Consider the following 26,727-nt stretch of genomic DNA (forward strand, 5'->3'; position numbering starts at 1 on the left):
TTTACAAACATGTCGTTTGCAGCCCCATTCTGCAGGGGCGTTGCCGGCGATGAAACTTGCCTGTTCTGAATTGCCGCAAATATCAGCGGGAAAAGATACTTGATTGTTCTTGATGCTCGGCGTCCTGCCGAACGGCTTCGCTCAGGCCGCGGACAGCACGATCTCTTCGGCGGTCGCGTGAATCGAGATCGTCATGTTGGCCTCACGCGCCAGCAGCAGCGTGTAGTAGGGCTGGACGGTATGGGCGTCGATAGGCTCCTCGGGCTTGTTGCCGGAATGGAGTTCGAGGAATTTCGGCGGCACGCGCAGCATCGGGCCGCTTGCGGCAAGCGCAAAGCGCGGCTCGGTGTCGAGGTTTTCCAGCGTGACCACCAATCTGCCGCCGCGCGGGATGGCAGCATTGGCGACGAGCAGCAAATTGAGCAGCAACTTGACCTTGTTCTTGGGCAGCAGGGCGCGAACCCCGTTCCAGATCAATTCCGGCTTCTCGTTCTTCAGGAAGGCGATGGCGACGGACTCGGCATCGCCGGTGTCGATCATCATGCCGGCCGAACCGGCGGCGCCGAAGGCGATGCGAGCGAATTGCAGGCGGGCCGAAGCGTTTCTGGCGCTCTGCCGGATCAGTTTCATGGCGTCTTCGTCGGCGCCGCCCTCGTCCAGGAGTTCAAGGCCGTTGTTGATGGCGCCGACCGGCGAAATGATGTCGTGGCAGACTCGGCTGCACAACAAGGCTGCGAGATCGGGTGCGGAGAGAGAGAAAAGCTCAGCCATCGGCGAAAAATCCCTGCTAAAATTCACATCCTGGTGGCCGCGCGACCGACTGCCACGCTCACCACCCGAATCACGCTCTCTCCCCAGGCATTCTGAATACACAGCGCCCGAGCGTGCAGCAACAATCCACAATTCTCGTGAGAAAAAACGGCATCTTTGCACAGGATGGGAGCCCGCGCAGACAGTCAGAAACAGCCTTCGAACCGCCATGTTCATGTGGGAGGTTAATGGTTGAAAAAGGATTACGGCATAGTTTGCCCGTAACAGTCATCCTTAACGGCCGCCTAAAGAGCCGGACGGGGTGCGAGGCGTCGGCGAAAGTGCTCCCTGACGGAGATTGGAAGCATGGTTTCCCGATTCTACGACCGGACGTTTGTCCGCGTCTTCTTCATGGCGATTGCCCTCATGGGCGCTCTCGCTTTCTCAACCTCTGCGTCGCGGGCACAGGAATACACCGCTCAGGAGATCGTCGATTCCGGTCACAAGTTCTTCGGCGCGACGTCGGGCGGTCTCGCCACCGTCGTCGAGAAGATTTTTGCCTCCTACGGCCTGCCCAATGGCTATCTGCTCGGCGAAGAGGGCTCCGGCGCGCTGATCGGCGGCCTTACCTATGGCGAAGGTACGCTCTACACCAAGAATGCCGGCGACCATAAGGTGTTCTGGCAAGGGCCTTCGCTCGGCTGGGATTTCGGCGGCGAGGGATCGCGGGTGATGATGCTCGTCTATAACCTCGACGACGTCAGCAATCTCTACAATCGGTTCGGCGGCGTTGCCGGTTCGGCCTATGTCGTGGCCGGCGTCGGCTTCAACGTGCTGCAGAACAACAGGGTGCTGCTGGTGCCGATCCGCACCGGCGTCGGCGCGCGGCTTGGCGTCAATCTCGGCTATCTGAAGCTGACGCAGAGGCCGACCTGGAATCCTTTCTGAGCGATTCCGACCACACTTCGACCCGATCAACAGATTCTGACCCGGTGCAGCTGCGGCAAACCCTTGCCGCAGCGCTGGATTTGCGTCATGCGAACATGGCAAAGTCCAGACTTGGCGGTTGCCGGATAGCGGCCCGCCCGTAACGGGTAGTCACCTTGGTTCAGTCGATCCTGTTCTTCGCCCTCGGCTTTCTGTGCGCAGGCTTTCTGGCGCTGCTGGTCGCGCCGGCCATCTGGCGGCGGGCGGTTGTGCTGACACGCAAGCGTGTCGAGGCGTCGGTGCCGCGAACGCTGGCCGAGATCCAGGCCGACAAGGACAGCTTGCGGGCCGAGTTCGCCATGACGACGCGCCGGCTCGAAATCAGCATCAAGACGCTGCGTGAGCAGGCGAATGAGCAACTCGTCGAAATCAATCGCGGCCGCGAGGCGCTGAAGGGCCTGGCGGTCGAGCGCAAGGACAAAAAGCAGGCGCTTTCGGAGCTCGGGGAAAAAAACGAATTGCTCCTGCATCGCGAGCAGCAGATACAACAGCTGTCTGACAGGCTTGCACAAACAGAGCGCATGATGGAAAAGCGCGCGCTCGAGCTGGAAAAGCTCGAACATATGTACGACGACGCGTCCTTCTCCTCCAGCAATCGTCAGATCGAACTGGTGGCGCGCGAATCCGAGCTGGAAAAACTCGCCAACGACATTTCAGTGCTGCGCGGCCAGCGCAAGGAGGCCGACAGGCGCCATCAGGAAGTCGTCACCGAGGCCAAGGCCACGCGCGATGCCTTGAAGGCCGAAAAGAAAAGAACCGCCGACCTCGACAGAAAGCTCGAGCGTCTGCTCGCCACGCTTGCCGATCGCGAGGACAAGCTCGATCGCCGCGAAAAGGAACTGGCCCGGCTTCGCGAACGGGTGAAGGGCGAGGCTGCGGGAGGCGCCGCGGCTGCTGGCCTGGTTGGTGCGCAAGACAGTGCCCGCGCCAGGAACGAGGACATCGACAAGACGCTCGCCAAGCTCGAAGGCGACCGAGAGCGGCTCGAAGCCAGGCTGACGACGCTGGCCCGCGAAAACAAGCGGATGAAGGCGGAGCTTGGCGGTTCTGGATCCGCGAAGCCCCGGAATGGCCCCGGCAATGGCAATGATGCCGGTTCTGCCTTGCGCGAACAGATGAACAATCTGGCGGCTGAGGTCGTCCATTTGACGGCCAAGCTCGAAGGACCGGATTCACCGATCGCCAAGGCGCTGGCGGCGCCGCAGGAAACGCGGTCAGGAACCACCAGCCTCGCCGATCGCGTCCGGGCGTTGCAGAAGGCGGACTCGCCGAGCTGAGTTTCGAGCCTCGGCTTGGAATTGCCCGACTACCCCTATCAGCGCGAAAAATGATGCAGCGCGATGGCTGAGGCGGCCGCAACATTCAGGCTGTCGAACCCTTCCGACATCGCGATCCGCACCGTCCGCAGGCGAGTGAGCAGCCTCTCCGGGAGGCCCTCGCCTTCGGTGCCGAGATAGAGCGCCAGTCGTTTCGGTCGCGCGGCATCACGAATGTCAGCCTCACCACGCGGCGACAAAGCGACCTGGCCGAAGTCCAACTCGCCGAGCTTCGCGATGAAAGCTTCAGTGTCGCCGAAGGACGCAAAGGGCACCTTCAACGCGGCGCCGACGGAGACGCGGATCGCCTTGCGATACAGTGGGTCGCAACAGGTGGCGTCGACGAAGACGGCATCGGCGCCGAAGGCGGCGGCATTGCGGAAGATCGATCCGATATTGTCATGGTTGGCGATGCCGATGAGAACGACGATCAACGCTTCGGCAGGCAAGGTGTCGAGCAAGGCCTCGGCGGGCTGTGGCGTGCCCTTGCTGCAGATCGCCAATATACCGCGATGCATGTGGAAGCCGGCGATCCTGTCCATGACGGCGCTTGCCGCAACGTAGACCGGCAGGTCGGCAGGGGCCTTGCGCAGTATGTCGTGGAGCCCGGCCAGGCGGTTTTCGAGAACCAGGACCGACTCCGCAGCAAAGCGTCCGGCTGACAGCAGGACGTCCAGCACCACCTTGCCTTCGGCAACGAACCGGCCATGGCGGCCGGTGAGATCGCGCTCGCGGATGTCGAGATAGGCGGCGACCCGCGGATCGCGCGCGTCGTCGATCTGGATCGGATCCATCAATACCTCGGCCGGCGAAAAATCGTCAGCGAGGTAAGGAGCGATCGGAGCCGCCAGTCAAGCCCTGCAGGTCAAGTCCCGGCGCGGCGCAGACGCGTTGCCATCTGGGACAAGTCGCCTATCCCGAAAATGCCGTCCAGCATGCGCAACAGTTCGCGCACCGCTTCGGACTTGCAGGAATAGTAGATCATCTGCCGGTCGCGGCGGGTCTCGACAAGATCGAGCGCCCTGAGCTTGGCCAGATGTTGCGACAAAGCGGACTGGCTGAGCATCACCTTTTCGGCGATGGCGCCGACCGACATTTCACCGTCGGCCAGATAGCTCATGATCAAGAGCCGCTTTTCGTTGCCCATAAGGGTCAGAAATGTCGCCGCCGATTCGGCATTGGCGATTAGTTTGGTCGAGACCATCGATGCCCCATGTTTTCCTGCTCATCCAAACGCTATGGGGGCAAATAGCGTTGGCTGCTATAATTCAGCTATGGATCACGCTGCTGATTCAGCGTCGCCTGAATCGTAGATCATTTCGCCCAAATCTCAAGACGTGCTTTTGATTCATGACGATTATCCTTGCGTAGCTGGCGCACGACCGGCTTTGGCCATGTCGACCAGAACCGGCCGCAGGTCGCGCGCGGTCTTCAATGGCTGCGGAAAATAGACCCTGCAAACGGTGTCGCCCGACGCCAGGTCCATGCCCTCGGCATCGAAGCCGGTCATGGTCCAACCATCACCTTCAACCCTGGCGAAATGATGGGCATAGACGGCGATGGCGTCGAGATGGTCGGCATTCATGTGGTCGAGAGCGGATTGTTCGCTGGCGGCCAGCTCGTCGACGATCAACCCCTCGGTGATGAGATCGGCACGGTCGAGCAGGTAGGCCTTGCCGAAGCCGCCATTCAGGCTGGCGCGCTCCGGCTCGAGGCGAAAGATCGAGAAATCGCCGAGCTCGGCATAGAGCTTTGCCTTGGGATTGCGGTTGAGATAGCGCCGCTCGGCGCGGGCATGCGCGCTCGACCCGCGTTCCAGCGGCTGCGCCCGGCAGACCAGCGTTATCCTGGGATGCGCCAGCGGATCGCCCTTGCCGGGTTCGCCGACAAGCAGCGAGCAGCGCGGCTCGGCAAGGATGGCGCCGGTATGGGCTGACAGCGCCGAGACAAGGATCAGAGGCGTGCCATCGATGTCGGTGGCGACTCCGACCCTGGAGGCCAGCGGTGCGCCGGTCGACGGCTCGATCACCGCGAGGGCGCCGAAACGGGCGCTGCGGATCAGCGTTGCGGCCAGCCTGATCGCCTCGGCGTCCGTCGCGCGAATGACGTCCTTCTTCGGCTGGTCCAAAATGCTCACCAGGTAAGTTGATTTTCTAAATCCAGTTACTGGCCCAATCATGCCGGCTTTGACAAGCGCTTTGATCTCGGCGGTCGAAAAGCCGAAGCGCGCCAGCACAGTCTGGGGCAGCTGATCGTCATCTTCAGACATGCCGGCAAGCGCCGGCTGCGAGGCCGAGAAGCGTGGCGCGGGCGCGGGGCGCTCGAGCGCACCGGCCTTCACAAATGCGTGACGCGCCCGGTTGTGCGGATGATCCCTGGCTTCGGCCAGCGACAGAACCGGCGCCACGCAGGCATCGCTTGCGGCAAACAGCGCGTCCCAGTCGTCGCGTGTCTTCTGCCGGAACCGGTCGGCAATGGCCGCGCGCATGTCCGGCCACAACGCCATGTCGTATTGGCCGCGGACAAAATCCTCGCCGAGCGGCAGCAGCCTTGCGAATGCGGCGAAGAAGCACGGCTCAAGGCAGCCGACCGCAACGTGGCGTGCGTCCGCCGTCTCATAGGTGTCGTAGAAGGGCGCACCGGAATCGAGCAGGTTGGCGCCGCGCCGGTCGCTCCACAGACCTGCCGACATGAAGGCGTGTATGGGGGCCGCCAGCATCGAAGCGCCCTCGACCATCGCCGCGTCGATCACCTGGCCTTTGCCGGAGCGCGAGCGCTCGAACAGCGCTGCAAGCACCCCGGCGATCAGCATCATGGCGCCGCCGCCATTGTCGGCGATCAGATTCAGCGGCGGCACCGGCCGACCTTCCTCCCGGCCGATGGCATGCAACACACCCGAATAGGCGAGGTAGGTGATGTCGTGGCCGGCACGGCCTGCGAGCGGCCCGTCCTGGCCGAAGCCGGTCATGCGGCCGTAAATCAGCGCCGGATTGCGCGCCAATGCAGCATCCGGGCCGAGACCAAGCCGCTCCATCACACCGGGGCGAAAGCCTTCGACAAACAGATCGGCCTTTTCGGCAAGGCGCAGCAGCAGTTCCGTTCCTTTGGCCTGCTTGAGGTCGACGCGCAGGATGGAGCGGCCGTGACGGTCGAGATTGTACGCATCGGAGAGGGGCAGCAGGGGTTGGTCCGAACCGGTGCGCTCGATGCGCAGCACCTCGGCGCCCATCTCCGACAGCATCAGCCCGGCCAGAGGCACCGGGCCGAGCCCAGCCATCTCGATGACTTTCAGGCCGGCCAGCGGACCGGTCTTCACTGCGCCGGCCGCCATGGCCGTCTATTTCGGCGCCATGCGGATTGCCCCATCGAGGCGGATGGTTTCGCCGTTCAGCATCTGGTTTTCGACGATATGCAGGGCGAGCGCGGCATATTCGGACGGCTCGCCGAGGCGGGACGGGAAGGGCACGGCCGCGCCGAGCGAATCCTGCACCTCCTGCGGCATGCCGGCCATCATTGGCGTCTTGAAGATGCCGGGCGCGATGGTGCAGACGCGAATGCCGGAGCGCGCCAGGTCGCGGGCAACCGGCAGCGTCATGCCGACGACGCCGCCCTTGGATGCGGCATAGGCGGCCTGGCCGATCTGGCCATCATAAGCGGCCACCGACGCGGTGTTGACGATGACGCCGCGCTCGCCGCCCTGCAGCGGTTCGAGTTTGGCGGCACGGTCGGCGACGAGGCGGATCATGTTGAAGGTGCCGATCAAATTGATCTCGATCACCTTGCGGTACTGGTCGAGCGGATGTGGACCATCCTTGCCGATCGTCTTCACGCCGATGGCAATGCCCGCGCAATTGACCAGGATGCGCGCTGGCCCAAGTCTCTTTTCCACCTCGGCGACCGCGGCCGCACCGCTGTCGGCGCTGCTCACATCGCACTGGATAGCGGCGCCGCCAATGTCGCCCGCCACCTTCGATGCCCGGTCGATGCCGATATCGAAAATGGCGACGCGCGCGCCCTTGTCGGCCAGCGCGCGGGCGGTTGCCTCGCCGAGGCCGGAGCCGCCGCCGGTTACGATCGCAATCTGGCCGTTCGGGTTCATGCTGCATGCTCCGTGCTGTTCCGGGTCATGCTACGGAGGTCGCCGCCATGGTGCAACCTGACCAATGGGGATCCATCGCGACCGGTGCCGCGACCGATCCTGGAGCTCAGGCCATCACTGGTGCCTGCTCCGCGATCCTGGCAAGGCTGGCATGGCCGACCTCGCCGGAGAGCCGCGCCACGGCACCGGGCACGATCTCGTGCGACAGCAGCCGGTCGAGGTCGACTGGGCGCGGCATGGAGATCTGGCCGCGGGGGATCTTTCTGAAGCCGAGCGGGCCGTAATAAGGCTCGTCGCCGACAAGGATCACCGCCGGCGCGCCGGCCTTGGCGGCCGCCTCCAGCGCGATCGCCACGAGCCGGCGGCCGATACCGAGATTCTTGAAGGCGGGCCGCACGGCGAGCGGCCCGAGCATCAGCGCGCGTCCGGCGCCGGCGGCGATGCGGGTCATGCGCACCGAAGCAACGACGATGTCGCCATTCATGGCGACAAAGGATAGCGAGCGCTCGTGGCCGCCGGTCTCGCGAATCTTGTAGGCGGCCAGCACGAAACGGCCGGGGCCAAAGGCTTCGTCGTTGATGGCTTCGATTTCGGGATCATGCGCCGGAGTTTCCGGCAGGTATTTCACGTCGGCAAGGCTCATGGTCTTCGCGGTCCGATAAAGAGGAAAGGTTGCTGCAAGCGGCAGCGTTCGCCAGTCAGCGCTTTCTAAGCGCGGGCGCCCTTTCGTCGTCGGTCAAACCGGATCAAGCCAAGATCGAACATGCGGAGTGTCCGCTAGCATCAATTTCCGGCGGCTGCAATCGGCTGTTTTCATCCGGCGTTTCATACGAGTGACGCTCTGTTCAGCAGATGACGGCTTCGACATTGCCGCCTTGCGACTACATTGGCCAAGGCACGCAAGGAGATTTCGTATGGGATTGCTGGTCGAAGGCAAATGGCAGGACCGTCCGGCCAATGTCGATAGCAGCGGCAGGTTCATCCGCGCCGAGACGCAGTGGCGTGACTGGATCACGCGCGACGGCGCGCCGGCGCAAGGTCGTACGCGCGGCTTCAAGGCCGAGCCCGGACGCTACCATCTTTATGTCTCGCTCGCCTGTCCGTGGGCGCACCGCACGCTGATCTTTCGCGCGCTGAAGAAGCTCGAAGACATCATCCCGGTTTCAGTCGTGCATCATTTCCTCGGTGCTGAGGGCTGGACGTTTTTGGCCGAGGATGGCGCCACCGGCGACACGCTCTACGGCCTCGACTTCCTGCATCAGATCTACACCAAGGCCGATCCAGCCTATTCGGGCCGGGTTTCGGTGCCGGTGCTGTGGGACAAGAAGGAAGAGACCATCGTCTCCAACGAATCCGCCGAAATCATCCGCATGCTCAATTCGGCCTTCGACGAGTGGGGCGATGCCGCTCTCGATTTCTATCCGCCAGGCCTGCGCGGCGAGATCGACAAGGTCAATGCGCTGGTCTTTCCAGCCGTCAACAACGGCGTCTACCGCGCCGGCTTTGCCACCACGCAAGCGCCCTATGAAGAGGCGTTCGGCGAGCTGTTCGCGGCGCTCGACACGCTGGAGGGCCGACTGTCAAAACAGCGCTATCTCACTGGCGAGCGTATGACCGAGGCCGACTGGCGGCTGTTCACCACGCTGGTGCGTTTCGACCCGGTCTATGTCGGCCATTTCAAATGCAATCTGCGCCGCATCGCCGACTATCCGAACCTTTCGAACTATCTGCGCGACCTCTACCAGGTGCCCGGTATCGCCGGCACGGTGAACCTGCACCACATCAAAATGCACTATTATGGCAGCCACGAGAGCATCAACCCGACGCGCATCGTGCCGGTCGGGCCTGGGCTCGACTATGGCGCGCCGCACGATCGGGCGCGGTTCAGGCAGGCGGCGTGAGCATCGGATTGACAGCCTACCAGTACGGCGATACCGGCTCGCCTTCAAAAACCTCGGCAAGCCGCCGCAGCGTCGCCGGCGTCGTGCCATGCGGCAAGCGGTCGAGCGGAAAGAAGCCTGCTTCGGCGATCTCGTGGTCCGGCAGTTTCGGCGCGGTCTGGTTGAAGGTTTCGATGAGATAGAGGCCGACATGGTCGCGGCGGCTGGAGCGGCGGTTGAAATGCATCGATTTCAGCACCGGCTGGGCTGTCAGCGCGATGTTGCCTTCCTCGGCCAGTTCGCGCACCAGCGCCTCACCGAGCGTCTCGCCGACTTCGACGCCCCCGCCCGGCAATTGCCAGCCGGGAACGTAGGTGTGGCGGATGAGGAAGACAGTGTTCGAGGCGCGATCGTGGATCAGGCCGCGCACGCCCAGCGTCATCGGCCGCCGCAGCAGGAAATAGAGATGGAACAGCCTTGCCCTGAGGCCTGCCCAGCCGGTCTGGCGAAACGCCTGCTCCGGGTCCGATATAGCCATGACTAGCGAAACCGTGGATGGGCAGGAAACAGTGAGTGGAAAGCGGGGAGCGCGTCGCCTATGAAGGAAGGATGTTCAGGCTCGCGCATATTTCCGATGTCCATCTGGGGCCGCTTCCCGGTGTAACCTATCGCGAACTCGCGTCCAAGCGCGTCGTCGGCTACGTCAACTGGCAGCGCAACCGCCGCCGCCATATGCACGATGCCGTCATCGACACCATCGTCGCCGACATGAAGGCGAGCACACCCGACCACCTCACCGTTACCGGCGATCTGGTCAATCTGGCGCTCGACGGCGAGATCGAGATGGCCAAGCACTGGCTTGAGACGCTGGGTTCGCCGGAGGATGTCTCGGTGGTGCCGGGCAACCACGACGCCTATGTGCCGGGCGCCTTCGACAAGGTCTGCCGCTCCTGGGCGGCGTGGATGAGCGGCGACGGCGTGACTGCGCCGATCGACCGCAACGCTTTTCCCTATCTGCGCGTACGCGGCAATGTCGCGCTGATCGGCGTTTCGACGGCGCGCGCCACGGCGCCGTTCATGGCCAACGGCTTCTTCCTCGAAGGTCAGGCGCAAAGGCTGGCGACAGTGCTCGACGCAACGAACAAACGCGGCCTGTTGCGGGTGATCATGATCCATCATCCGCCGGTGCGCGGCGCCGTCGCCCAGCAAAAGCGCCTGTTCGGCATCTCCCGCTTCCACAAGACCGTTCATAGGCATGGCGCCGAACTCGTGCTGCACGGCCATTCGCATCTGCCGTCGCTGTTCTTCATCGGCGGGCGCGGCGCCAGGATTCCGGTCGTCGGCGTCGCCGCCGCCGGGCAGTCGCCAGGCAGCAAGAACCCGGCGGCACAGTACAATCTGCTCGATATTGACGGGGAGAAGGGCAATTGGCTGATTCGCCTGACGCGGCGCGGCCTGACCGGGCCGGCCTTGCCGCCATCGGACCTGCAGGTCATTGAACTCGGCGCGCAGACACCGAGGCCTTCAGATCGTTGATCAGAAGCTGATCTTCATCGCCATCAGGCGATCCCAAAACAGCGCGGCCGCCACCGCCAGGCCAACAAGCGCGCCGGCGGCGACCAAGCCGAGACCGGAAAGGAACGTCGACCAGCCCTTGCGGGGCACGGCTGCTTGCAAGGGCGGCTCAGCTTCCGGCACGGCGGCGCGTTTCAGGTCGGCGACGGCCGGCTCGACACCGCCCTCCATCATGCGCTGGCGCTCGACGATACGCTCCGCCACATAGCGCGTGACCTGATCGGCGACCGGTTTCATATCGGTCGATTCGGCGAGCACGACGCGGCCGATGCGGGTATCCCTGAGAAAGCGGTAGGTGCGGCGGTCGCGCCCCATGGCGACATGGCTGACGGCGTCGATCCACAGGCGGGGCTGCAGGCCGGAGGAGACGACGAAGTCGAAATTGTCCATGTCGGCGGGCACGTCGGCAAAGACCGGGGCGAGCTCGGCCGCGAGCAGATCAAGCCGCATCCGGTGCGCCTCGCGCATGTCGACCACGACATCGTCGCGATCGGCGAAGGCATTTTTCACATCGCGAACGGCGTCGGACAGTTTGCGGGAGGTGTCGATGGGGGTGATGTTTTCGCCAGTGTCCTTCATCGGCGTCGCCTCGCTGATATGGTTAATTGCGAGTTAACACAGGCGGCGGCAAAATGCACTGGCGAGATGCGGGGCGCAAGTAAGTTAGCTCGCCGCGGCCTCGAATGTCGGACGCAGGCGCCTGCCGCGGCGTGCCATGTTTCGGCGCACGGCCTGGGCGACCACATCAGGCACTTCCTCGACCAGCATATGGCCGGCATCGAGCACATGATGAATATGAAAATGCGCCGGCAGACAATCAGCCTGGGTAAAGGGCAGCACCGGATCGTCCGTTCCCCAAACCACCATCACCGGCATGTCGAGGGTGTCCAGCTGTTCGCGGGGGATGACCCCCTGCCGCTCGTTCCTGGTCATGACGGCCGATATCTCAATCAGCTTGCGCAACTGGCCGGGGCGACGGCGTAGGTCCGCCAGGACGCCAACGATGCGTTCGGGCGGCGGGCTTCGCGGTCCCGACATGGCGGCAAGGCAGGCGCGGATTTCCCGTCTGTCGGCGGCCGCGGCGTAGCGGCGCAACAGCGGTCCGTTGATCTCGGGGCCAACACCGCCCGGCGCCAGAAGCGTCAGCGAACCTATCCTTTCAGGCTCGGCAAGCGCCATCAGGGAGGCGACCGCGCCGCCCATCGAATGACCGGCGACATGCACCCTTGCTATCCCGCGTGCGGCGATATCGGCGAGAACCGCTCGCGCCGCTGTTTTGGCCGGGCCGCTGCCAGGAAATTCGAGAGACAGTCCGTGTCCCGGAAGATCGTAGGCCAAGGTCCTGACATCGGGCCCTAGCGACGCGGTCACCTCGCGCCAGATATCATGGCAACCACCGAAGCCATGCAGCAGGACGACCGTCTTCGGCCCGGCGCCCCGCTCGGCAACATAGAGGGATGAGACCATGAAAATGTGCGATTATTGCAAGACTGGAGAGGAAATTCGAATCGAGGCTGGATTGCTCCCAGTCCAGACCGATGGCCAGTAAAGTTTTCGCGATCCGGAAAGACTAGCTGGCGTTGCCGAGGCCCGCGGCGCGCAGCGCCTCAACCAGCCGGTCGGTCAGATCGGCGGGATATTTGCGCTCGGCGAAGGCCGCGCGCGGATCGGCGGCGAATTTCGGGAATTTGGTGGTCAGCTCATCCAGAAGCTTGGCTGCCAGCTGTTCGCGGCCGGCAGCCTTGGCGCCGATCAGCCGCGCCGCCAGATAATGCGATTTCATCGCCGTAGTGCGCAGCGACTCGCTGGCTATCGCGGCCTTGTTCATGTCGCCCAGCATGAATTGCCCGGCGAAAAGCCCAAAATCCCACCATGTCGGATGGCCGCTGAACGTCTCGACGGCATGGGTCAGGATGGGTGTTCCCTCGGCATATTTGCCGGCAAAGATCAGGCCATAGCCGTAAGCGGCAGCCATGCCGAGGTCGTAGGGGTTGAGCTCATAGGCCTTGCGCATCCAGCGGATCGATTCCTCGGTGTTGCCGAGGCGCGAATTGAGGTAGCCATAGGCGCGGTGCGCATAGGGGCTGGTCGGTCCCATCTGGATGGCGCGATGGGCGAAAGACATTGCCTGTTCCACCGTCGCGCCAGGCGGATAGGCGTAATGATCGGTGGCGGCCTCAAGGGTCAGGGAGGCCAGTTCCGAATAGACCAACGACGATTTCGCACCCTGGCCGGCGAGGTTGTCCAGGCAGCGATAGGCGGCCTCGTGCGTCCTGGTGCTCTGGTCGAGATAGTATCTGTCGTTGAGGATCAGGCAGCTCGTCAGCCCGGTCTGGATGCCGTTCTGTTCGATGTAGCTGTAGAGCGGGCCGGAGGCGGGAATGGTCGAGCTGAGGATGGCGGCGATACGATCCTCGACGGTGCCAGGTGCGCTGTCGGCGGCCGTCAGACTGCGGGACAAAAGCACGCGGCCCGTCGCCACGCTCTGCAGTTCGAGCGTCACGTCACCTGCCATTGGTCCCGGCAGGACATCGAAAACGAAGCTGGTCGGGTCGGTGCTCGGATCGCGCTTGCCATCGGCGTCGCGGCCGATGAAGTCGATGGTGTCGAAACCGGCAAGGCCGGCGCGCAGCGAAGCGGCGACGCGGCCGGCCTCGGGGCCGGTGGCCTTCACCGCGATGTAGACGAGGGGCAGGGCCTCCATCGACGGCGATGCGATGCTGCTCGTTACGCCCGCGGTCTCGACCACCGCGGTAGGATCGCTGCTGGCAAGCAATGCGCCGCCGCCCTGGCGCAGGATGAGCACGCCCAGCATGAGAATGACCAGCGTCATGGCGACCCAGAAGAACTGGAGATGGCGCGCCAGCGAAGGCCCAGGTTCTGTAACCCCCGAAGCTGTCGCGGCAGCGGGAACGGCGTCAAGAGCCGCCTGGTCGGGCGATCCGGGCAAGGCGGCTACCGCCGCCGCAAGCGGCTCCTGCCCAACCGGCAGGCGTATGGCGTTGAGCTCATAGGACGGCACGTAGCCGCCGCGCGGAATGGCAATGCGAACCGGTTCGGCTATGCCTTCATTGGCGAAATAATGCTGGAGAAGTTCGCGCAGCCGGCCTGCCTGCACCCGGACAACGGCGTCGGTCGACGAATCGAAATCGCCGTCCTTGCCGAAGACGTCCATGGCGATGGAGAAACCCTTGAGCCTGTCGGCTTCGCCGGCCTGCTCGCGCTCAACAAGATAGCGCAGCAACTTGCGCGCGCGCTCGGAACGTCCGAACGTTTCGCTGGCGAGCAGTCGCTCCAGTGTCTCGCGCACTGCGGGGGCGGCAGGCGTGGCATGCTGCAAGTGTCGATCCTCTCGAAGTCGGCACAGGTTGAGGCGCAATCATATAGAGCCTGCACTTCCATACAAGCATGCTTATGTTATGCGATCGCGTAACACACCGGATAGTTGCCGGTGGTTGACACAAAAGACCGGAACTTCCCTCGGCAAATGGGGGATTTCCGGGCGCCGCGGACATTCGGCGCCCGGGAAAATATCAGCCGGCCTTGCGGCCGATTATCCGGTTGGCGGCCGAAACAACGGCTTCCAGCGAGGCGGCGACGATGTTGGTGTTGATGCCGGCGCCGAACAGCTTGCCGCCGGGATATTCCATCTCGACATAGGAAATCGCCGAGGCGTTCGAGCCGCGCTGGAGCGAATGTTCGGAATAATCAAGCACCGACATGTCGACGCCAACATGACGCGACAGCGCATCGACGAAGCCGTCGATCGGGCCGGTGCCGGAGCCGGCGATTGTCGTCTCCTTGCCGTTGTCGAGGATCACCGCCTCGACCGCGCGCCGGCCCTTTTTCTCGGTATCGGGATAGGTGTGATGGTCGAGGAACTTCAGCCGTGCGCCGGGCTGGTCGACATAGGTTTCAATAAAGCGGTCATGGATGCGTTTTGCCGGCACTTCCTTGCCTTCGGCGTCGGTGATCGCCTGGATCTCCTGGCTGAACTCGATCTGCAGGTTGCGCGGCAGATTGAGGCCGTAATCGGCCTGCAGTACATAGGCGATGCCGCCTTTGCCCGACTGCGAGTTGATGCGGATGATCGCCTCGTAGCTGCGTCCGACATCGGCCGGATCGATCGGCAGATAGGGCACTTCCCAGACCGGCGTGTTGGCCTTCTTCAAGGCCTTCATGCCCTTGTTGATGGCGTCCTGGTGCGAGCCGGAAAAGGCGGTGTAGACGAGTTCGCCGACATAGGGATGGCGCTCGGAGATCTTCAGCTGGTTGGAATATTCGTAGACGTCCTTCATCCGGTTGATGTCGGAGCAATCCAGATGGGGATCGACGCCTTGCGTGTACATGTTGAGCGCCAGCGTCACGATGTCGACATTTCCGGTGCGCTCGCCATTGCCGAACAGCGTGCCTTCGACGCGGTCCGCACCCGCCATCAGGCCGAGCTCGGTGGTGGCGATGCCGGTGCCGCGATCGTTGTGGGGGTGCAGCGAGATCAGCAGGTTCTCGCGGTCGTCCAGGTTGCGGCACATCCATTCGATCCGGTCGGCATAGATGTTGGGCGTCGACATCTCGACCGTCGACGGCAGGTTGATGATCAGTCTGTTGTCGGCTGTCGGCTTCACGATCTCGGTGACGGCGTTGCATATCTCCAGCGCGACTTCGAGCTCGGTGCCGGTAAAGCTTTCGGGCGAATATTCGAAGCGATAACCGCCGCCGGCCTTGGCCGCCATGTCGGTGATCATCTTGGCCGCGTCGGTGGCGATGCGCTTGATACCGCCGACATCCTTCTCGAAGACGACGCGACGCTGCAACTCGCTGGTCGAATTGTAGAAATGCACGATCGGGTTGGTGGCGCCCTTCAGCGCCTCGAAGGTGCGGGTGATCAGTTCGGGACGGCACTGCACCAGCACCTGCAGCGAGACATCGGCCGGCACATTGCCTTCCTCGATGCACCAGCGGGCGAAATCGAAATCGGTCTGCGAGGCCGAGGGGAAACCGATCTCGATCTCCTTAAAACCCATGTCGAGCAGCAGGGCGAACATGCGCGCCTTGCGCTCGTGACCCATCGGATCGATCAGCGCCTGGTTGCCGTCGCGCAAATCGACCGAGCACCAGATCGGCGCCTTGTCGATGACCTTGTTGGGCCAGGTGCGGTCGGTGAGACCGACCGTCGGATAGGGCTGGTATTTTCGGGCCGCGCCCGGCATGCGGCCGGCCGCGCGCTTTACGCTTTCGGCTTCGCCGGCGCGGATGTCTTCTCGTGCGTTCATCGTCTGGTTCTCCCGGCGGCTCGCGGATCGGTCTTCGGACGGATTCCAAGGCGAGCAGCGCCTTATCAGATTTTCGTTCGTTGATGTGAATTGCCAATTTCTGAACTGGCCAAGGAGCGTGCGCGTAAGCGGCGGTTCGACCGCCGGGCGCTCCTTCAGCGAACCCGGCGATCGCCGATAAGGCCGAGAAGAAGCAGGGTCGATGCCAGCGCGCGCACCGTCTCGCCGGCAAAGCCAGTCGGACGGGAAGCGACGGAGGAGACGCGCGTGTTCATGGCGGGTTTCATACAGGAGCCGCCATGGACAGGCAAGTGGGCTGCCATTCCACCACTCGCGAGCACTCTTCCCCATGCGCGGCAAATGCGCCAGACTTGCGTGTAGCCGAGGCCGCAATGCTTCGCCGTCGGAGGGGTCATCCGTGAATTTTGTTTTCTTCTCGCCGCATTTTCCCGCCAACGGCGCCGATTTCTGCGACCGGCTGAAGAAGGCCGGCGCCACGGTGCTGGGCATTGGCGATGCTCCTTATGAGGCGCTGGACGGCAAGCTGAAGGTGGCCCTGTCGGAATATTACCGCATCGCCGACATGGAGGACTACGACCCGGTGTTCCGGGCGATGGGTCATTTCATCCACAAATGGGGCCGGATCGAGCGCTTCGAGTCCCTCAACGAACATTGGCTGGAGCTGGAGGCCAATATCCGCACCGACTTCAACATCTACGGCACCAAGCTCGATTTCGTGAAGAATTTGAAGCGCAAGAGCCGCATGCGTGCATTCTTTCGCAAGAGCGGCGTCGACACCATCGCCCAGCGCAAATGCTCCGACCGGGCCGGTGCCATGACCTTCATCCGCCGCGTCGGCTATCCCGTGGTGGTGAAGCCCGATTCCGGTTCCGGCGCCTCGAACACCTTCAAGATTTCCAACGCCAGGGAACTCGACCAGTTCTTCAGAGACAAGCCCGAGGACGTGACCTTCGTCATGGAGCAATTCATCGAGGGGCTGGTGGTGACCTTCGATGGGCTGGTCAACCGTGACGGCGAGGTGGTGCTGGCGGCCAGCCACCGCTACGACCAGAGCATCATGGAAGTGGTCAACAAGGATCGCCACATGAGCTACACCTGCTTTCCCAAGGTCCGACCGGCGATCGAAGAGGCCGGCCGCAAAATCCTCAAGGCGTTCGACGTGCGCGAGCGCTTCTTCCACATCGAGCTGTTCGAAACCAAGGACGACCGCGTCATCGCGCTTGAGGTCAACATGCGGCCGCCCGGCGCCTGGATGACCGATGCGATCAACTACACGTTCGACATCGACGTCTACGCGGCCTGGGCGGACATGGTGGTGAAGGATGCCACCGGTGGTCCTTATGAGGGCAAGTATTTCACCGCTTATGCCAGCCGCAAGCAGCACCTCCACTATTTGCACAGCCATGAGGACGTGCTAGCCGCGCATCGCGACAAGATCGTCCATCATCAGCCGATAGAAAAGGTTTTCAGCCGCGCCATGGGAAATTACGCCTACCAGATGCGCTCGAAGGACGAAGCAGCACTGCGCGCGGCTGTCGCCTACATCCACGCGGAAAAGGCTTAGACGCGATGGACATCTCTTATCACAAGGGTTTCTCCGGCAATCTCGGCCGCGACATGGAATACAAGCGCTACGGCCATGCCGGCCGGCCGGTGGTGGTGTTCCCGACGTCGCAGGGGCGGTTCTACCAGTTCGAGGATTCCGGCGGGGTAGGAGCGCTGGCCGAATTCATCGACACCGGCCGCATCCAGCTGTTCGCGGTCGACGGCATCGATTCGGAATCGTTCTTCAACAAGCATGCCGGCGCCGCGCACCGCATCGGTCGCCATGAGGCTTATTTCCGATATGTGCGCGAGGAGGCGCTGCCGGAGTTTCTGGCGACCGCTGAGCAAGCCAATGGCGGGCGCAAATTAAAGCCGCTGTTCACCGGCTGTTCGATGGGCGGTTATCATTCCACGAATTTCGTCTTTCGCTTTCCCGAACTCGCCAGCGGCGTCATCGCGCTGTCGGGCGTCTATTCGGCGGGCGACTTCTTCGGCAAGGCGCTGGAAGGCGATATCTTCTACAATTCGCCGCTCGACTATCTGCCCGGCATCGTAGACCCAAAACTGCTTGCCCGGCTGAAGGCGCTGAGGATGATCTTCTGCTGCGGGCAGGGCGCCTGGGAAGAGCGGATGCTGGTCGAGACCCGCAGGCTGGAACAGATCCTGCGCGACAAATCCATTCCCGCCTGGGTCGACTATTGGGGCGGCGATGTCAGTCATGACTGGCCATGGTGGCACAAACAGCTGGTCTATTTCTTCGGCCGCTGGCTGGATGATGATCTGATGCACCGGCTCGATTGATGACCACACCCGAACCTATCCGCCGCTTTATCGAGGCCACCAATGCGGGTGATAGCGAAGCCGTTCTCCACACGTTCACAGCCGACGCGTCCCTGACCGACTGGGGGCGGTCCTTCCAAGGCCGCCAGCAGATCGCGCCCTGGAACCAGTCGGATAATATCGGCGTGAAGTCCAATCTTCGCATTGTCCGCATCGCCGAGGTCGAGGGCAGCTACCGCGTCCGCATTGCCGTGAAAGGCAATGGCTTCAACGGTGAGGGTGACATGACCTTCGTGCTCGACGGCCACCGCATAGCGAGCCTCGTCATCTCCTGACGCGGCTCAGCTACCCTTCCTGGCAAACCGGCAGAGCAATGGTCTCGTGTTCCACCGCCGATCCACGGCGCAAGCCGAGAAAGACGACAAGGGCGGTGACGGTGGTGATTGCCGCCAGCACGATCAGCAGCCTGTCGAACGCGATCTCATAGGCCTGGACCAGGACCGTGGCTCCGGCACCCGGCAAGCGGGCTGCCGCTTCGCCGATGTTGCCGGTCACCAGCAGCTGCGCGGCGGCGGTTGCATCCAGGGAAGACGCCGTTCCCTGAGCCGCCAGTTGGGCTGCCGTGAAACCCGACAGGACTGCCATGACGATCGCCAGCGCCACGCCTTCGCAAGCGACGCGGGTGGTGTTGAAGATGCCGACCGCCATGCCGGCACGCTCTTTCGGCACGACGCCGACGGCAAGTCCGTCCATCAGCCCCCAGGGCAAGGCGATGCCGACGCCGATGAGGATCAGCGGCGCCACCAGCGCTGCGACGACAGGCGGTGTCAGGCTCAGCCAGACAAGGCCGCCGGCGGCCACAAGCAGGCCGACACCGCAGATCGTTGCCGGAGCGATCCAGCGCGCTACCTGGCCGGCGAGCAGTGGCAGGATCAACAGCGGTCCCGACAGGCAGATCATCAACTGCCCCGCCTTGATCTCGCTCATCCCCTCGATGCCGATGAAGCGGATAGGCAACAGCACCAGCAGGACGACGAAGCCATAGGCGGGAGCGGCCGCCAGGAACTGGACGCCGACGAAGCGGGGAAAGCGGAACAGCGAGAGATCGAGCATCGGCCGGCGCACGCGCCGCTCGACGACGACGAAAGCGGCAAAGCAAAGGGCGGCCGCCACGAGAAGCCCGATCACCAGGGGATCGGTCCAGCCGCTCTGCGGCGCTTGCAGCACGCCGTAGGTCAGCGATGCCAGCGCGATCGTAAAGGTGCCGGCTCCCGCCCAGTCGAGGCCGGTCGCATCCGGATCGCGCGATTCCCTGATGGTGCGCAGGCCGAGCAAAGCGGCTGCAATCGCGAGCACTGCCACCAAGACGAAGATCGATCGCCAGCCGAAAGCATCTATGAGCAGGCCCGACGCGATCGGCCCAAAAGCGAGGCCGATGCCGAAACTGGTGCCGAGGAAGGAGAAGGCGCGCAGCCGCAATGGCCCATCGAATTCCTGGGCAAGAGCGGAGGCGCCGCCGGCAAAGGCGGCGGCACTGCCGAGCCCTTGCGCAGCCCTGAGCACATCGAACCAGACGATATCAGGGGCAAACATCGATCCCAGCGATGCCAGCACATAGGTGGCGAGGCCAACAAGGAAGAGCCGCTTGCGGCCATGATTGTCGGCCAGCGCGCCTGATGCCATCAAGGTGGCGGCGAAGGTCAGCATGAAGGCGTTGGTCACCCAGTTGAGCGCGATCGGGCTGCCGCCGAGGTCGGCCGCAATGCGGGAAAGCGCGACGGCCGGGCCGGTGAAGGTCAAGGGCATTGTCATGGCGGCAAGGCATACCGACAACAGGACAAGCCATGGCGCGACCGCGCCGTTTGTGGTCTTCGAGGTCATGGATTTCCTATCTGAACCAGGATCCGCCGGCCTGCCGCAAGCTTGCTGCGCCGGTCGTAACGGGAAGATAGGCTCGCGACACTTCGAGAAAAATAGTGTTAAATCTCCAGATATACCGGACTAAAACGCTCGAATGGAGAGATGCGATGGAACGCCTCAATGGGCTCCTGGCCTTTGCCCGCACGGCTGAGTTCGGCAGCTTCATCGCTGCGGGCCGCACGCTCGGCATCTCGGCATCGGCCGTCGGCAAGAGCGTCGCCAGGCTCGAGCAGGATCTCGGCGTCAGGTTGCTTCAGCGCAGCACGCGCCGCATCGGCCTGACCGAAGAGGGCAAGCTGTTCAACGAGCGGGTGCGGCGCATCCTCGACGACATCGACGATGCCGAGGCGATGCTGTCGCGGAGCCGCGAAACACCGCATGGGCGGCTGCGCGTTTCGACGCCGATCGTGACCTATCATTTGCTGTTCCCGGTGCTGTCCGAGTTCATGGCGCGCTATCCCGAAATCGAACTCGACATCGACTTTAACGACCGCATCGTCGACCTCATCGACGAAGGCGTCGACATCGCGATCCGCAGCGGCGACCTGCCGGATTCGCGCCTGGTGGCGCGGCCGCTTGCACCCTTCCGGCTGCTGTTGTGTGCGGCACCCTCCTATATCGAGCAGCACGGCAACCCGAGCCGCCCGGACGATCTCGTGAACCATTACGGCATCCGCTTCCGCTTTCCCAACAGCGGCAAGCTGCAAGGCTGGCCGTTCATCGGCGGCAGCGCCGAGCCGCAGGTCCGCTCGATGCTGACCTGCAACAACACGGAGGCGCTGAAGGGCGCCACGATGGCCGGGCTCGGCATCAGCTCGATGCCCGATTTCCTGGTCCGCGAGGCGCTGCGTGACGGCCTGCTGCGCACGGTGCTGGACGATCATGTCGACGGCCGCGGCCAGTTCCGGTTGCTTTGGCCGTCCAATCGCCATTTGTCGCCAAAGGTTCGCGCCTTCGTCGACTTTCTTCCCGACCGGCTTGCCGCGACGCTGAGCGGCTCTTGAATTAGTCCTTCGCGGCCGACAGCGACGGCGACAGCAAGGAACAGCGGCGCTTCTCAGTAGGTGGCGCGGCCGCCGGAGAGATCGAACGTTGCGCCGGTGGTGAAGGAATTTTCGTCCGATAGCATGAAGGCGATCATCGCAGCCGCCTCTTCGACTTCGACGAACCGGCCTCGCGGCACCTTGCCCAGCATGTAGGCGACCTGGGCCTCAGTGAGCTGTTCGAGGATGCGGGTGCGGGCGGGCGATGGGGTCAGCGCGTTGACGGCGATGTCGTGGCCAGCCAACTCCTTACCGAGCGATTTTGTCAGCGCGAGCACGCCGGCCTTGGCGGCGGAATAGGCGGCGGCATTCGGATTGCCTTCCTTGCCTGCGACCGAGGCGATGTTGACGATGCGGCCGTAGCTGCGCGCGATCATGCCGGGCACCAGGCGCTTGCAGCAGTAGAAGACGCCGTTGAGGTCGATGTCGATTATCTGGCGCCAGGCGGCAGGATCATAATCCGCCACCGTCGCTGCCGGTCCGGCGATGCCGGCATTGTTTACCAGCAGATCGACCGGACCAAGCGAGCGCTCGGTTTCGGTCGCGGCGCTGTCGACGGCCTCCATCAGCGATTGATCGCACAGCAAACCCTCGACCCGGCCGAGCGGGGCGAGTTCGGAAACGGCCTTCGCCATGGCGGTCTCGTCCACATCCCAGATGGCGACGCTGGCACCCGATGACAGCAGTCGCCGGGCGACGGCAAGGCCGATGCCTTGCGCGCCGCCGGTCACCACGGCGACCCGGCCTGAGAGATCGACGGCATTCACACGACGTTTCATGGGCACTTTTCCTCTTCCCTGGATATTTGAATCTCAGTCCCTGACGGCTCTCGCCACCAGCCGCGCTATGCTCGGCCCGGCGATGAGCACGACCAGGAAGCGGGTCGACTGCAAGGCCATGACGAAGGATATGTCGACGTTCTGCGCGGCGGCGGCAATGATGGCGACGCTGTCCATGCCGCCGGGGCTGGTCGCGAGATAGGCGGTCAGCGGATCGATACCAAGGACGTGGCTGATCAGCCAGGCTAGCCCGCCGCAAAAGGCGATCAGCACGACGATAGAGCCGACGATCTGCGGCAGCGCCCGTGTCGCATGACGCAGGATCGCCCGGGTAAAATTCAGCCCTATCGACCAGCCGACCATCGCATAGGAGAGCGCCAGCAGCCATGGCGGCAATTGCATCGCCACGCCGAAGCCGAGATGGACGATGGTGCCGATGATGAAGGTGCCGAGGAAGAAGGGTGACGGCAGCCGGCACAACCGGCCGAGCAGGCCGCCGACCAGCGCCACGCCGAGCGTGGCGGCAAAGGCTGCCGGTTCGATCGGCGGGAACCAGACGATGGCTGGTACCTCGATGCCGGAAGTGTCGACCCACATCTTGGCGACGAGTGCTGCCGTCATCGAGACGAAGATGACGCGCAGATACTGCATGAAGGCGACGAGGCGCTGATCGGCGCCGAAGGCACCGGCCATCAGCACCATGGCAGTGGCAGCACCCGGCGACGAGCCCCAGACCGCGGTGGTGCCGGGCAGGATGCGCCAGCGGCTGATCAACCAGCCAAGCAGGCTGGACGCCGCAAGGGTCGCCAGCACCACGACAAGGACCAGCGGCCATTCCTTGTAGAACACCGAAAAAATGTCGGTGGAGATCGACGCCGCGACCAGACAGCCGACCAAGGCCTGGGCGGCGGCGAACAGCGGCCGCGGCACGCGCACCGTGGCGCCATTGGTGCCGGCAAGGATCGCCGCCAGCATCGGGCCGATCAGCAGCGCCGCCGGCAGTGCGGCGTATTCCAGCGCGCCGGCGAACAGCAGCGAGACGATCAGCAGCACCAGCCACTGCCGAACCGGACGCATGCGCGCCATGCGTTCGACGGCCGGTTGGTCTGGCGAAGAGTCCATGTTTGGGTCTTAGACCTGGAAGAGAAAAATGCGAACGCTGTCTCGGACGAAATTCACGACCCCGACCCCGCGTTGGGATGTCACTCGTTCTTGATGGCGGACAGGCCGAAACCGCCGGCCGGATGGGTCTCGACCTGGAATTCGAAGCCGGCGATGATCGGCCGGGCCTTGGCGATCGCTGCCTGGACCTCCGGCAGCTGCAGCGAAGCCTTGTGGCTTGCGGCGTCGGTCCACACTTCGGTCACCCAGATCGCGTCGGCATCGGCCGGGTCGCGGGCGATGACATAACTCAGGCAACCCGGCATGGCGCCGGTCGAGGCGAGCAGCACATCCATGATCGCGTCGCGCTGGCCGCGCGCCGCCCGCATCTTTCCGATCAATCCGTACATTGCCTCTCCCCTTTCTTCCAACCTCAGCAAACGTGCGCACGACATGCATGGTTGCGAGACGCAGTATGCAATTGCCGGCTCACGGCATCAACTGGCCACCGTTCACCTCGATGACCTGACCGGTGATGTAGCCGCTCAAAAGATCGGAGGACAGAAACAGATAAGCGCCGACGCAGTCTTCGGCCGTGCCGGCACGCCCTTGAGGAATGGTGGCGACCATGCCCTTCATCTGCTCGTCGGTGGAATAGCGCTCATGGAAGGGTGTCGCGATGGTGCCCGGCGCCACCGCGTTGACGCGGATGCCGAAGCCGATCAGTTCCTTGGCCATGCCGCGCGTCACATTGGAGACAAAGGCCTTGGCCGAACCGTACAGCCCGGCGCCGCCGCCGGCGCCGTTGCGCGCCGCGATCGACGAGGTGTTGACGATGAAGCCGCCCTGCTTCTTCAGCCATGGCATCGCCTTGCGCGAGGCCGTCAGCACCGAGCGGGCGTTGAGGTCCATCACCGCGTCGTAGTGCGCCTCGGTCTGCTCCGCATAGGGCACGCGGCCGAGCATGCCGCCGGCATTGTTGATCAGCCCGTCGAGCCGCCCGAATGTTTCGGCGCTCTCCTCGACTACCCGCTCGACATCGGCTGCCTGTGAGAAGTCGCCCTGTGTCAGGAACACCTCACCGCCGCTGTCGCGGATGTTTTTGGCCAGCGTTTCTGCGGCCTCCCGGCTCGAATTGTAGTGCAGGGCGACCCGGCATTTCTGGGCGGCGTAGGCCAGTGCAAGGGCGGCACCGATGCCGGTCGAAGCGCCGGTGACCAGCACCGCTTTGCCGGCAAGATCGGGGATGACGAGGGTGGTCGCGGTCATGAGCACTTTCCTTCGGGCTGTTTGGCCACCCTTCGTAGGCTCTCATGGCCTTCACGTTCAAGCCCGTGGCGGCTCAGGGCCGGAGATAGGCGTAGCCCTGGCGCTGCAGTTCGGCGAGCTTGACGACGCCGCCCTTGTCGGCGGCGTGGAAGCCCTCGAGCAGGTCGGCAAGCGTGATCTCCATGCCTTGCATGGTGTTGCCGCAGGCATGCGGCTCAAGGCCCTGTTGGACAAGGCCGGCAAAGCGTCCCGAGATCGCCGCCGATATGCCTTTCGACTTGAAGCCGGCGAGGGCCGGACCATGCACGACCAACACGATGTCGACATTGCCGCCGGTGCCTTCATAGTGGTTCTTGATGTTGCCGAGCACGAAGTTGACCTTATCGAGGTCGCTGAGGTGATAGGCGACCTTCGGTCTGTCTTCAACGGCGGCGGCCCGGCTCAGCCCGAACAGGCCGGCGGCACCGGCAAGGCTGGCCCGGAACATGTCGCGTCGACGCATGGCATCCTCTCGGCTTGGCGCTCCCCGCAAATTGCGTGGCTGCGGCCATGATACTAGCATAAATTCACGTTACGTCCTGTCGATGCGAGGAGGGGGTCACATGGCGTTCAGGAAGTGGAAGGTTGTTGCCAGCGCTGGATTTGGCTGCGTGCTGCTCGGCGCGCTTGCAAGTTCGGCCCTTGCCGGCGATGCGCTTAAATTACCCGAACTCAGCCCGAATGGCGCCGATGCGTGTTTCGGCCGCGTCTATGATGCGGCGCACCTCAAGGCGCATCCAAAGCAGAAGGTGGCGCGGATCTTCTTCCTCTATGGCCATGATCCGGTGAGCCATCCGAACGAAGAGCCGATGGCAAACGCCGACACCTCCTACAACGGTTTTCTCACCACCACGGTGCGCGGCGCCAAGGCGCCGCAATGGGCCGGCGGCTGGTGCAATCACGAGTCCGAGGACGGCAAGTCAGGTCCGATCCGCTGCGGCATGGACTGCGACCGCACCATGGCGTCGCTGAAGCTCGATGACAAAGGCCGCCTGATCCTCACCGACGTCTCGTCCGATCTCTATCTCGACGCCGGATCGGAAGACGAACTGGGCGAAGCCGAATATGACCGGCAGGCTCTGGGCTCGGAGGACAATAATTTCCGCCTCGACCCGATGCCGGCCGCAACCTGCCAGGCTGAATTCGCCAAGATCGACCCGATCGATCCGGCGCTTGGGGCTCCCTTGCGCGAGCGACTGAAGCCGGACCAGCCTTTCTGTTTCGGGCGAGACTACGATGCCGCGCATCTCTCCTCGCATCCCGACCAGGTGACGCAGTCGATCCGGGTCTTCCGCGGGCCGGTCGAACTCGCCTCCTTTGCCTCAGGCGATGTCGCCAACTGGCCCGACGGCTCCGATGTCGCCGTTTCGGTGACCACCAGGAAGAACGGGACGAAGGTCACGCAGACCTATTCCTGCCAGGGTGAAGCGGATCAATGGCGCTGCGCGGCCAGTTCGAAGATGAGCAACTTTTCCTGCGATATCGCGCAAAAGGAAATCTTCCTCAAGCGCGGCGCCAACGGCACCCTTATGCTGGCCAACCCCAATAGCAGCCTGGCGATCGTCGATTTGTGCTCGGCGGATGGCAAGACCAAGTCCGATGACAAGGTCTACCGGTTGGAGGCTATGCCGCAGTCGGCCTGCACTCGTTGAGTTCGATCTTGTCTATGACGCTACCATGGTATATATCTTTGCTATATCTCATTTGAGGATAGCACATGGACAAGGCAAAGGTGTTCTGGTCAGGCCGGTCACAAGCTGTGCGCTTGCCTAAGGAGTTTCGGTTCGAGGCAGACGAGGTTTCGATCCGTCGTCATGGGCAAACTGTCATCTTGGAGCCGCTTGCGCAGGATTGGGCATGGCTCGACCAGGTCATCGGACCGGTTGACGACGATTTCGCCCAGGGAGCGCTGGAGCGTCAGGATGGTCAGGATCGACCTGCTTTGGATGACCTCTTTAAGTGACCTACCTGCTCGACACCAATGCCGTCATAGCGGTCATCGCGGGCGACGAGGGTCTGCTGGCTTTGCTCAAACGGCATGCACCACAAGACTTTGCTCTCTCGGCGGTCGTTTTGCATGAGCTGTACTACGGCGCTGAAAAGAGCCAGCGAAAGGTCCAAAATCTGGCGCGCATCGACGCCTTGCAGTTCCCGGTACTTGAATTCGACCGAGACGACGCGAGACATGCCGGTGAGATTCGTGCTGGGCTTGCGGCACTGGGAACCCCGATTGGTCCCTACGATGCGCTGATTGGCGGGCAGGCACGTGCTCGGGACCTCACGCTGATAACCCGCAATATCCGGGAATTCGAGCGGATCAAAGATCTCACTATCGAAACGTGGTAACTCG

At 63.4% G+C, this 26,727-nt stretch carries 28 protein-coding genes and 1 pseudogene; 11 read left to right on the forward strand and 18 right to left on the reverse strand.

Features of this window, described 5'->3' with window-relative positions; genetic code table 11:
* Positions 1-141: 141 nt before the first annotated feature.
* Positions 142-771, reverse strand: a complete 630-nt coding sequence (gene chpT / locus NKJ75_RS13125) for a histidine phosphotransferase ChpT (RefSeq protein WP_023669947.1) — start codon at positions 769-771, stop codon at positions 142-144.
* 390 nt (positions 772-1,161) lie between these two features.
* Here chpT and NKJ75_RS13130 point away from each other — a divergent pair, with 390 nt between their 5' ends.
* Entirely contained in the window at positions 1,162-1,698 is a 537-nt protein-coding gene (locus NKJ75_RS13130) for a DUF1134 domain-containing protein (protein WP_245259859.1), read from the forward strand.
* A 155-nt stretch (positions 1,699-1,853) separates the two neighbouring features.
* Complete coding sequence (locus NKJ75_RS13135; RefSeq protein WP_352499770.1) at positions 1,854-3,014, forward strand: coiled-coil domain-containing protein; 1,161 nt, start codon at positions 1,854-1,856, stop codon at positions 3,012-3,014.
* Between the two features lie 38 nt (positions 3,015-3,052).
* Here NKJ75_RS13135 and NKJ75_RS13140 read toward each other — a convergent pair whose 3' ends face one another.
* The 6 genes and pseudogenes from NKJ75_RS13140 to NKJ75_RS13165 all read right to left on the reverse strand — a co-directional run bounded on the left by NKJ75_RS13140 (position 3,053) and on the right by NKJ75_RS13165 (position 7,795).
* A complete protein-coding gene (locus tag NKJ75_RS13140; protein WP_023691642.1) occupies positions 3,053-3,847 on the reverse strand; it encodes a TrmH family RNA methyltransferase in 795 nt (264 codons plus the stop codon).
* A gap of 71 nt (positions 3,848-3,918) precedes the next feature.
* Positions 3,919-4,257, reverse strand: coding sequence for an ArsR/SmtB family transcription factor (locus NKJ75_RS13145; protein ID WP_023669951.1), 339 nt, complete (start codon positions 4,255-4,257; stop codon positions 3,919-3,921).
* 153 nt (positions 4,258-4,410) lie between these two features.
* Positions 4,411-5,181 carry a HugZ family pyridoxamine 5'-phosphate oxidase gene (locus tag NKJ75_RS13150; RefSeq protein WP_081839848.1) on the reverse strand — a complete coding sequence of 257 codons (771 nt, stop codon included), beginning with the start codon at positions 5,179-5,181 and terminating at the stop codon, positions 4,411-4,413.
* Between the two features lie 180 nt (positions 5,182-5,361).
* A pseudogene (locus NKJ75_RS13155) lies at positions 5,362-6,384 on the reverse strand (CaiB/BaiF CoA transferase family protein); the annotation flags it as partial.
* 6 nt (positions 6,385-6,390) lie between these two features.
* Positions 6,391-7,152, reverse strand: a complete 762-nt coding sequence (locus NKJ75_RS13160) for a 3-hydroxyacyl-CoA dehydrogenase (protein WP_023683632.1) — start codon at positions 7,150-7,152, stop codon at positions 6,391-6,393.
* A 106-nt stretch (positions 7,153-7,258) separates the two neighbouring features.
* On the reverse strand, positions 7,259-7,795 hold the full coding sequence (locus tag NKJ75_RS13165; RefSeq protein ID WP_023683633.1) for a GNAT family N-acetyltransferase: 537 nt from the start codon (positions 7,793-7,795) through the stop codon (positions 7,259-7,261).
* Between the two features lie 271 nt (positions 7,796-8,066).
* On the opposite strand from NKJ75_RS13165, the gene NKJ75_RS13170 reads away from it, so the two are divergent.
* The gene (locus NKJ75_RS13170) at positions 8,067-9,053 is read left to right on the forward strand and encodes a glutathione S-transferase family protein (RefSeq protein WP_352499771.1); all 987 of its coding nucleotides are present in this window, start codon (positions 8,067-8,069) and stop codon (positions 9,051-9,053) included.
* 16 nt (positions 9,054-9,069) lie between these two features.
* Here the strand turns inward: NKJ75_RS13170 and NKJ75_RS13175 are convergent, their stop codons facing one another.
* The gene (locus tag NKJ75_RS13175; protein WP_031195394.1) at positions 9,070-9,570 is read right to left on the reverse strand and encodes an NUDIX domain-containing protein; all 501 of its coding nucleotides are present in this window, start codon (positions 9,568-9,570) and stop codon (positions 9,070-9,072) included.
* A 71-nt stretch (positions 9,571-9,641) separates the two neighbouring features.
* Between NKJ75_RS13175 and NKJ75_RS13180 the strand changes: the two genes are divergently transcribed.
* The gene (locus NKJ75_RS13180) at positions 9,642-10,568 is read left to right on the forward strand and encodes a metallophosphoesterase family protein (RefSeq protein WP_023695843.1); all 927 of its coding nucleotides are present in this window, start codon (positions 9,642-9,644) and stop codon (positions 10,566-10,568) included.
* Here the strand turns inward: NKJ75_RS13180 and NKJ75_RS13185 are convergent, their stop codons facing one another.
* The 4 genes from NKJ75_RS13185 to leuA all read right to left on the reverse strand — a co-directional run bounded on the left by NKJ75_RS13185 (position 10,569) and on the right by leuA (position 15,817).
* Complete coding sequence (locus NKJ75_RS13185; RefSeq protein WP_023683637.1) at positions 10,569-11,186, reverse strand: hypothetical protein; 618 nt, start codon at positions 11,184-11,186, stop codon at positions 10,569-10,571.
* A gap of 84 nt (positions 11,187-11,270) precedes the next feature.
* A complete protein-coding gene (locus NKJ75_RS13190) occupies positions 11,271-12,074 on the reverse strand; it encodes an alpha/beta fold hydrolase (protein ID WP_023686188.1) in 804 nt (267 codons plus the stop codon).
* A 103-nt stretch (positions 12,075-12,177) separates the two neighbouring features.
* Positions 12,178-13,947, reverse strand: coding sequence for a tetratricopeptide repeat protein (locus NKJ75_RS13195; RefSeq protein ID WP_352499772.1), 1,770 nt, complete (start codon positions 13,945-13,947; stop codon positions 12,178-12,180).
* Between the two features lie 193 nt (positions 13,948-14,140).
* Positions 14,141-15,817 carry a 2-isopropylmalate synthase gene (gene leuA / locus NKJ75_RS13200; RefSeq protein WP_352499869.1) on the reverse strand — a complete coding sequence of 559 codons (1,677 nt, stop codon included), beginning with the start codon at positions 15,815-15,817 and terminating at the stop codon, positions 14,141-14,143.
* Between the two features lie 481 nt (positions 15,818-16,298).
* On the opposite strand from leuA, the gene NKJ75_RS13205 reads away from it, so the two are divergent.
* The 3 genes from NKJ75_RS13205 to NKJ75_RS13215 are packed head-to-tail and all read left to right on the forward strand — an operon-like array spanning position 16,299 to position 18,561.
* Entirely contained in the window at positions 16,299-17,465 is a 1,167-nt protein-coding gene (locus NKJ75_RS13205) for an ATP-grasp domain-containing protein (protein WP_352499773.1), read from the forward strand.
* 5 nt (positions 17,466-17,470) lie between these two features.
* On the forward strand, positions 17,471-18,247 hold the full coding sequence (locus NKJ75_RS13210; protein ID WP_352499774.1) for an esterase family protein: 777 nt from the start codon (positions 17,471-17,473) through the stop codon (positions 18,245-18,247).
* Positions 18,247-18,561, forward strand: a complete 315-nt coding sequence (locus tag NKJ75_RS13215) for a nuclear transport factor 2 family protein (RefSeq protein WP_352499775.1) — start codon at positions 18,247-18,249, stop codon at positions 18,559-18,561. The genes NKJ75_RS13210 and NKJ75_RS13215 overlap by 1 nt, the downstream gene beginning before the upstream one ends.
* A 10-nt stretch (positions 18,562-18,571) precedes the next feature.
* Here NKJ75_RS13215 and NKJ75_RS13220 read toward each other — a convergent pair whose 3' ends face one another.
* The gene (locus tag NKJ75_RS13220) at positions 18,572-20,107 is read right to left on the reverse strand and encodes an MFS transporter (protein ID WP_352499776.1); all 1,536 of its coding nucleotides are present in this window, start codon (positions 20,105-20,107) and stop codon (positions 18,572-18,574) included.
* A 146-nt stretch (positions 20,108-20,253) separates the two neighbouring features.
* On the opposite strand from NKJ75_RS13220, the gene NKJ75_RS13225 reads away from it, so the two are divergent.
* Positions 20,254-21,150, forward strand: coding sequence for a LysR family transcriptional regulator (locus NKJ75_RS13225; protein ID WP_023669967.1), 897 nt, complete (start codon positions 20,254-20,256; stop codon positions 21,148-21,150).
* A gap of 53 nt (positions 21,151-21,203) precedes the next feature.
* Here NKJ75_RS13225 and NKJ75_RS13230 read toward each other — a convergent pair whose 3' ends face one another.
* The 5 genes from NKJ75_RS13230 to NKJ75_RS13250 form a co-directional block, all read right to left on the reverse strand.
* Entirely contained in the window at positions 21,204-21,956 is a 753-nt protein-coding gene (locus NKJ75_RS13230) for an SDR family NAD(P)-dependent oxidoreductase (RefSeq protein ID WP_023669968.1), read from the reverse strand.
* 45 nt (positions 21,957-22,001) lie between these two features.
* The gene (locus NKJ75_RS13235; RefSeq protein ID WP_023711109.1) at positions 22,002-23,090 is read right to left on the reverse strand and encodes an AbrB family transcriptional regulator; all 1,089 of its coding nucleotides are present in this window, start codon (positions 23,088-23,090) and stop codon (positions 22,002-22,004) included.
* Positions 23,091-23,170: 80 nt separating this feature from the next.
* Positions 23,171-23,479 carry a putative quinol monooxygenase gene (locus tag NKJ75_RS13240; protein ID WP_352499777.1) on the reverse strand — a complete coding sequence of 103 codons (309 nt, stop codon included), beginning with the start codon at positions 23,477-23,479 and terminating at the stop codon, positions 23,171-23,173.
* Positions 23,480-23,558: 79 nt separating this feature from the next.
* Positions 23,559-24,338, reverse strand: a complete 780-nt coding sequence (locus NKJ75_RS13245; protein ID WP_023686180.1) for an SDR family NAD(P)-dependent oxidoreductase — start codon at positions 24,336-24,338, stop codon at positions 23,559-23,561.
* A gap of 73 nt (positions 24,339-24,411) precedes the next feature.
* Positions 24,412-24,840: a DsrE family protein gene (locus tag NKJ75_RS13250; protein ID WP_023711111.1), complete on the reverse strand. Its 429-nt coding sequence runs from the start codon at positions 24,838-24,840 to the stop codon at positions 24,412-24,414.
* Between the two features lie 100 nt (positions 24,841-24,940).
* Between NKJ75_RS13250 and NKJ75_RS13255 the strand changes: the two genes are divergently transcribed.
* The 3 genes from NKJ75_RS13255 (at position 24,941) to NKJ75_RS13265 (ending at position 26,723) form a co-directional block, all read left to right on the forward strand.
* A complete protein-coding gene (locus NKJ75_RS13255; RefSeq protein ID WP_023711112.1) occupies positions 24,941-26,029 on the forward strand; it encodes a hypothetical protein in 1,089 nt (362 codons plus the stop codon).
* Between the two features lie 65 nt (positions 26,030-26,094).
* Entirely contained in the window at positions 26,095-26,340 is a 246-nt protein-coding gene (locus tag NKJ75_RS13260; protein ID WP_023711113.1) for an antitoxin, read from the forward strand.
* Positions 26,337-26,723 (forward strand): type II toxin-antitoxin system VapC family toxin, encoded by a 387-nt coding sequence (locus NKJ75_RS13265; RefSeq protein ID WP_023711114.1) that lies wholly within the window; start codon positions 26,337-26,339, stop codon positions 26,721-26,723. The genes NKJ75_RS13260 and NKJ75_RS13265 overlap by 4 nt, the downstream gene beginning before the upstream one ends.
* Positions 26,724-26,727: the final 4 nt, after the last annotated feature.

The organism is Mesorhizobium sp. M0058 (genome assembly GCF_040323095.1).
Classification (GTDB): domain Bacteria; phylum Pseudomonadota; class Alphaproteobacteria; order Rhizobiales; family Rhizobiaceae; genus Mesorhizobium.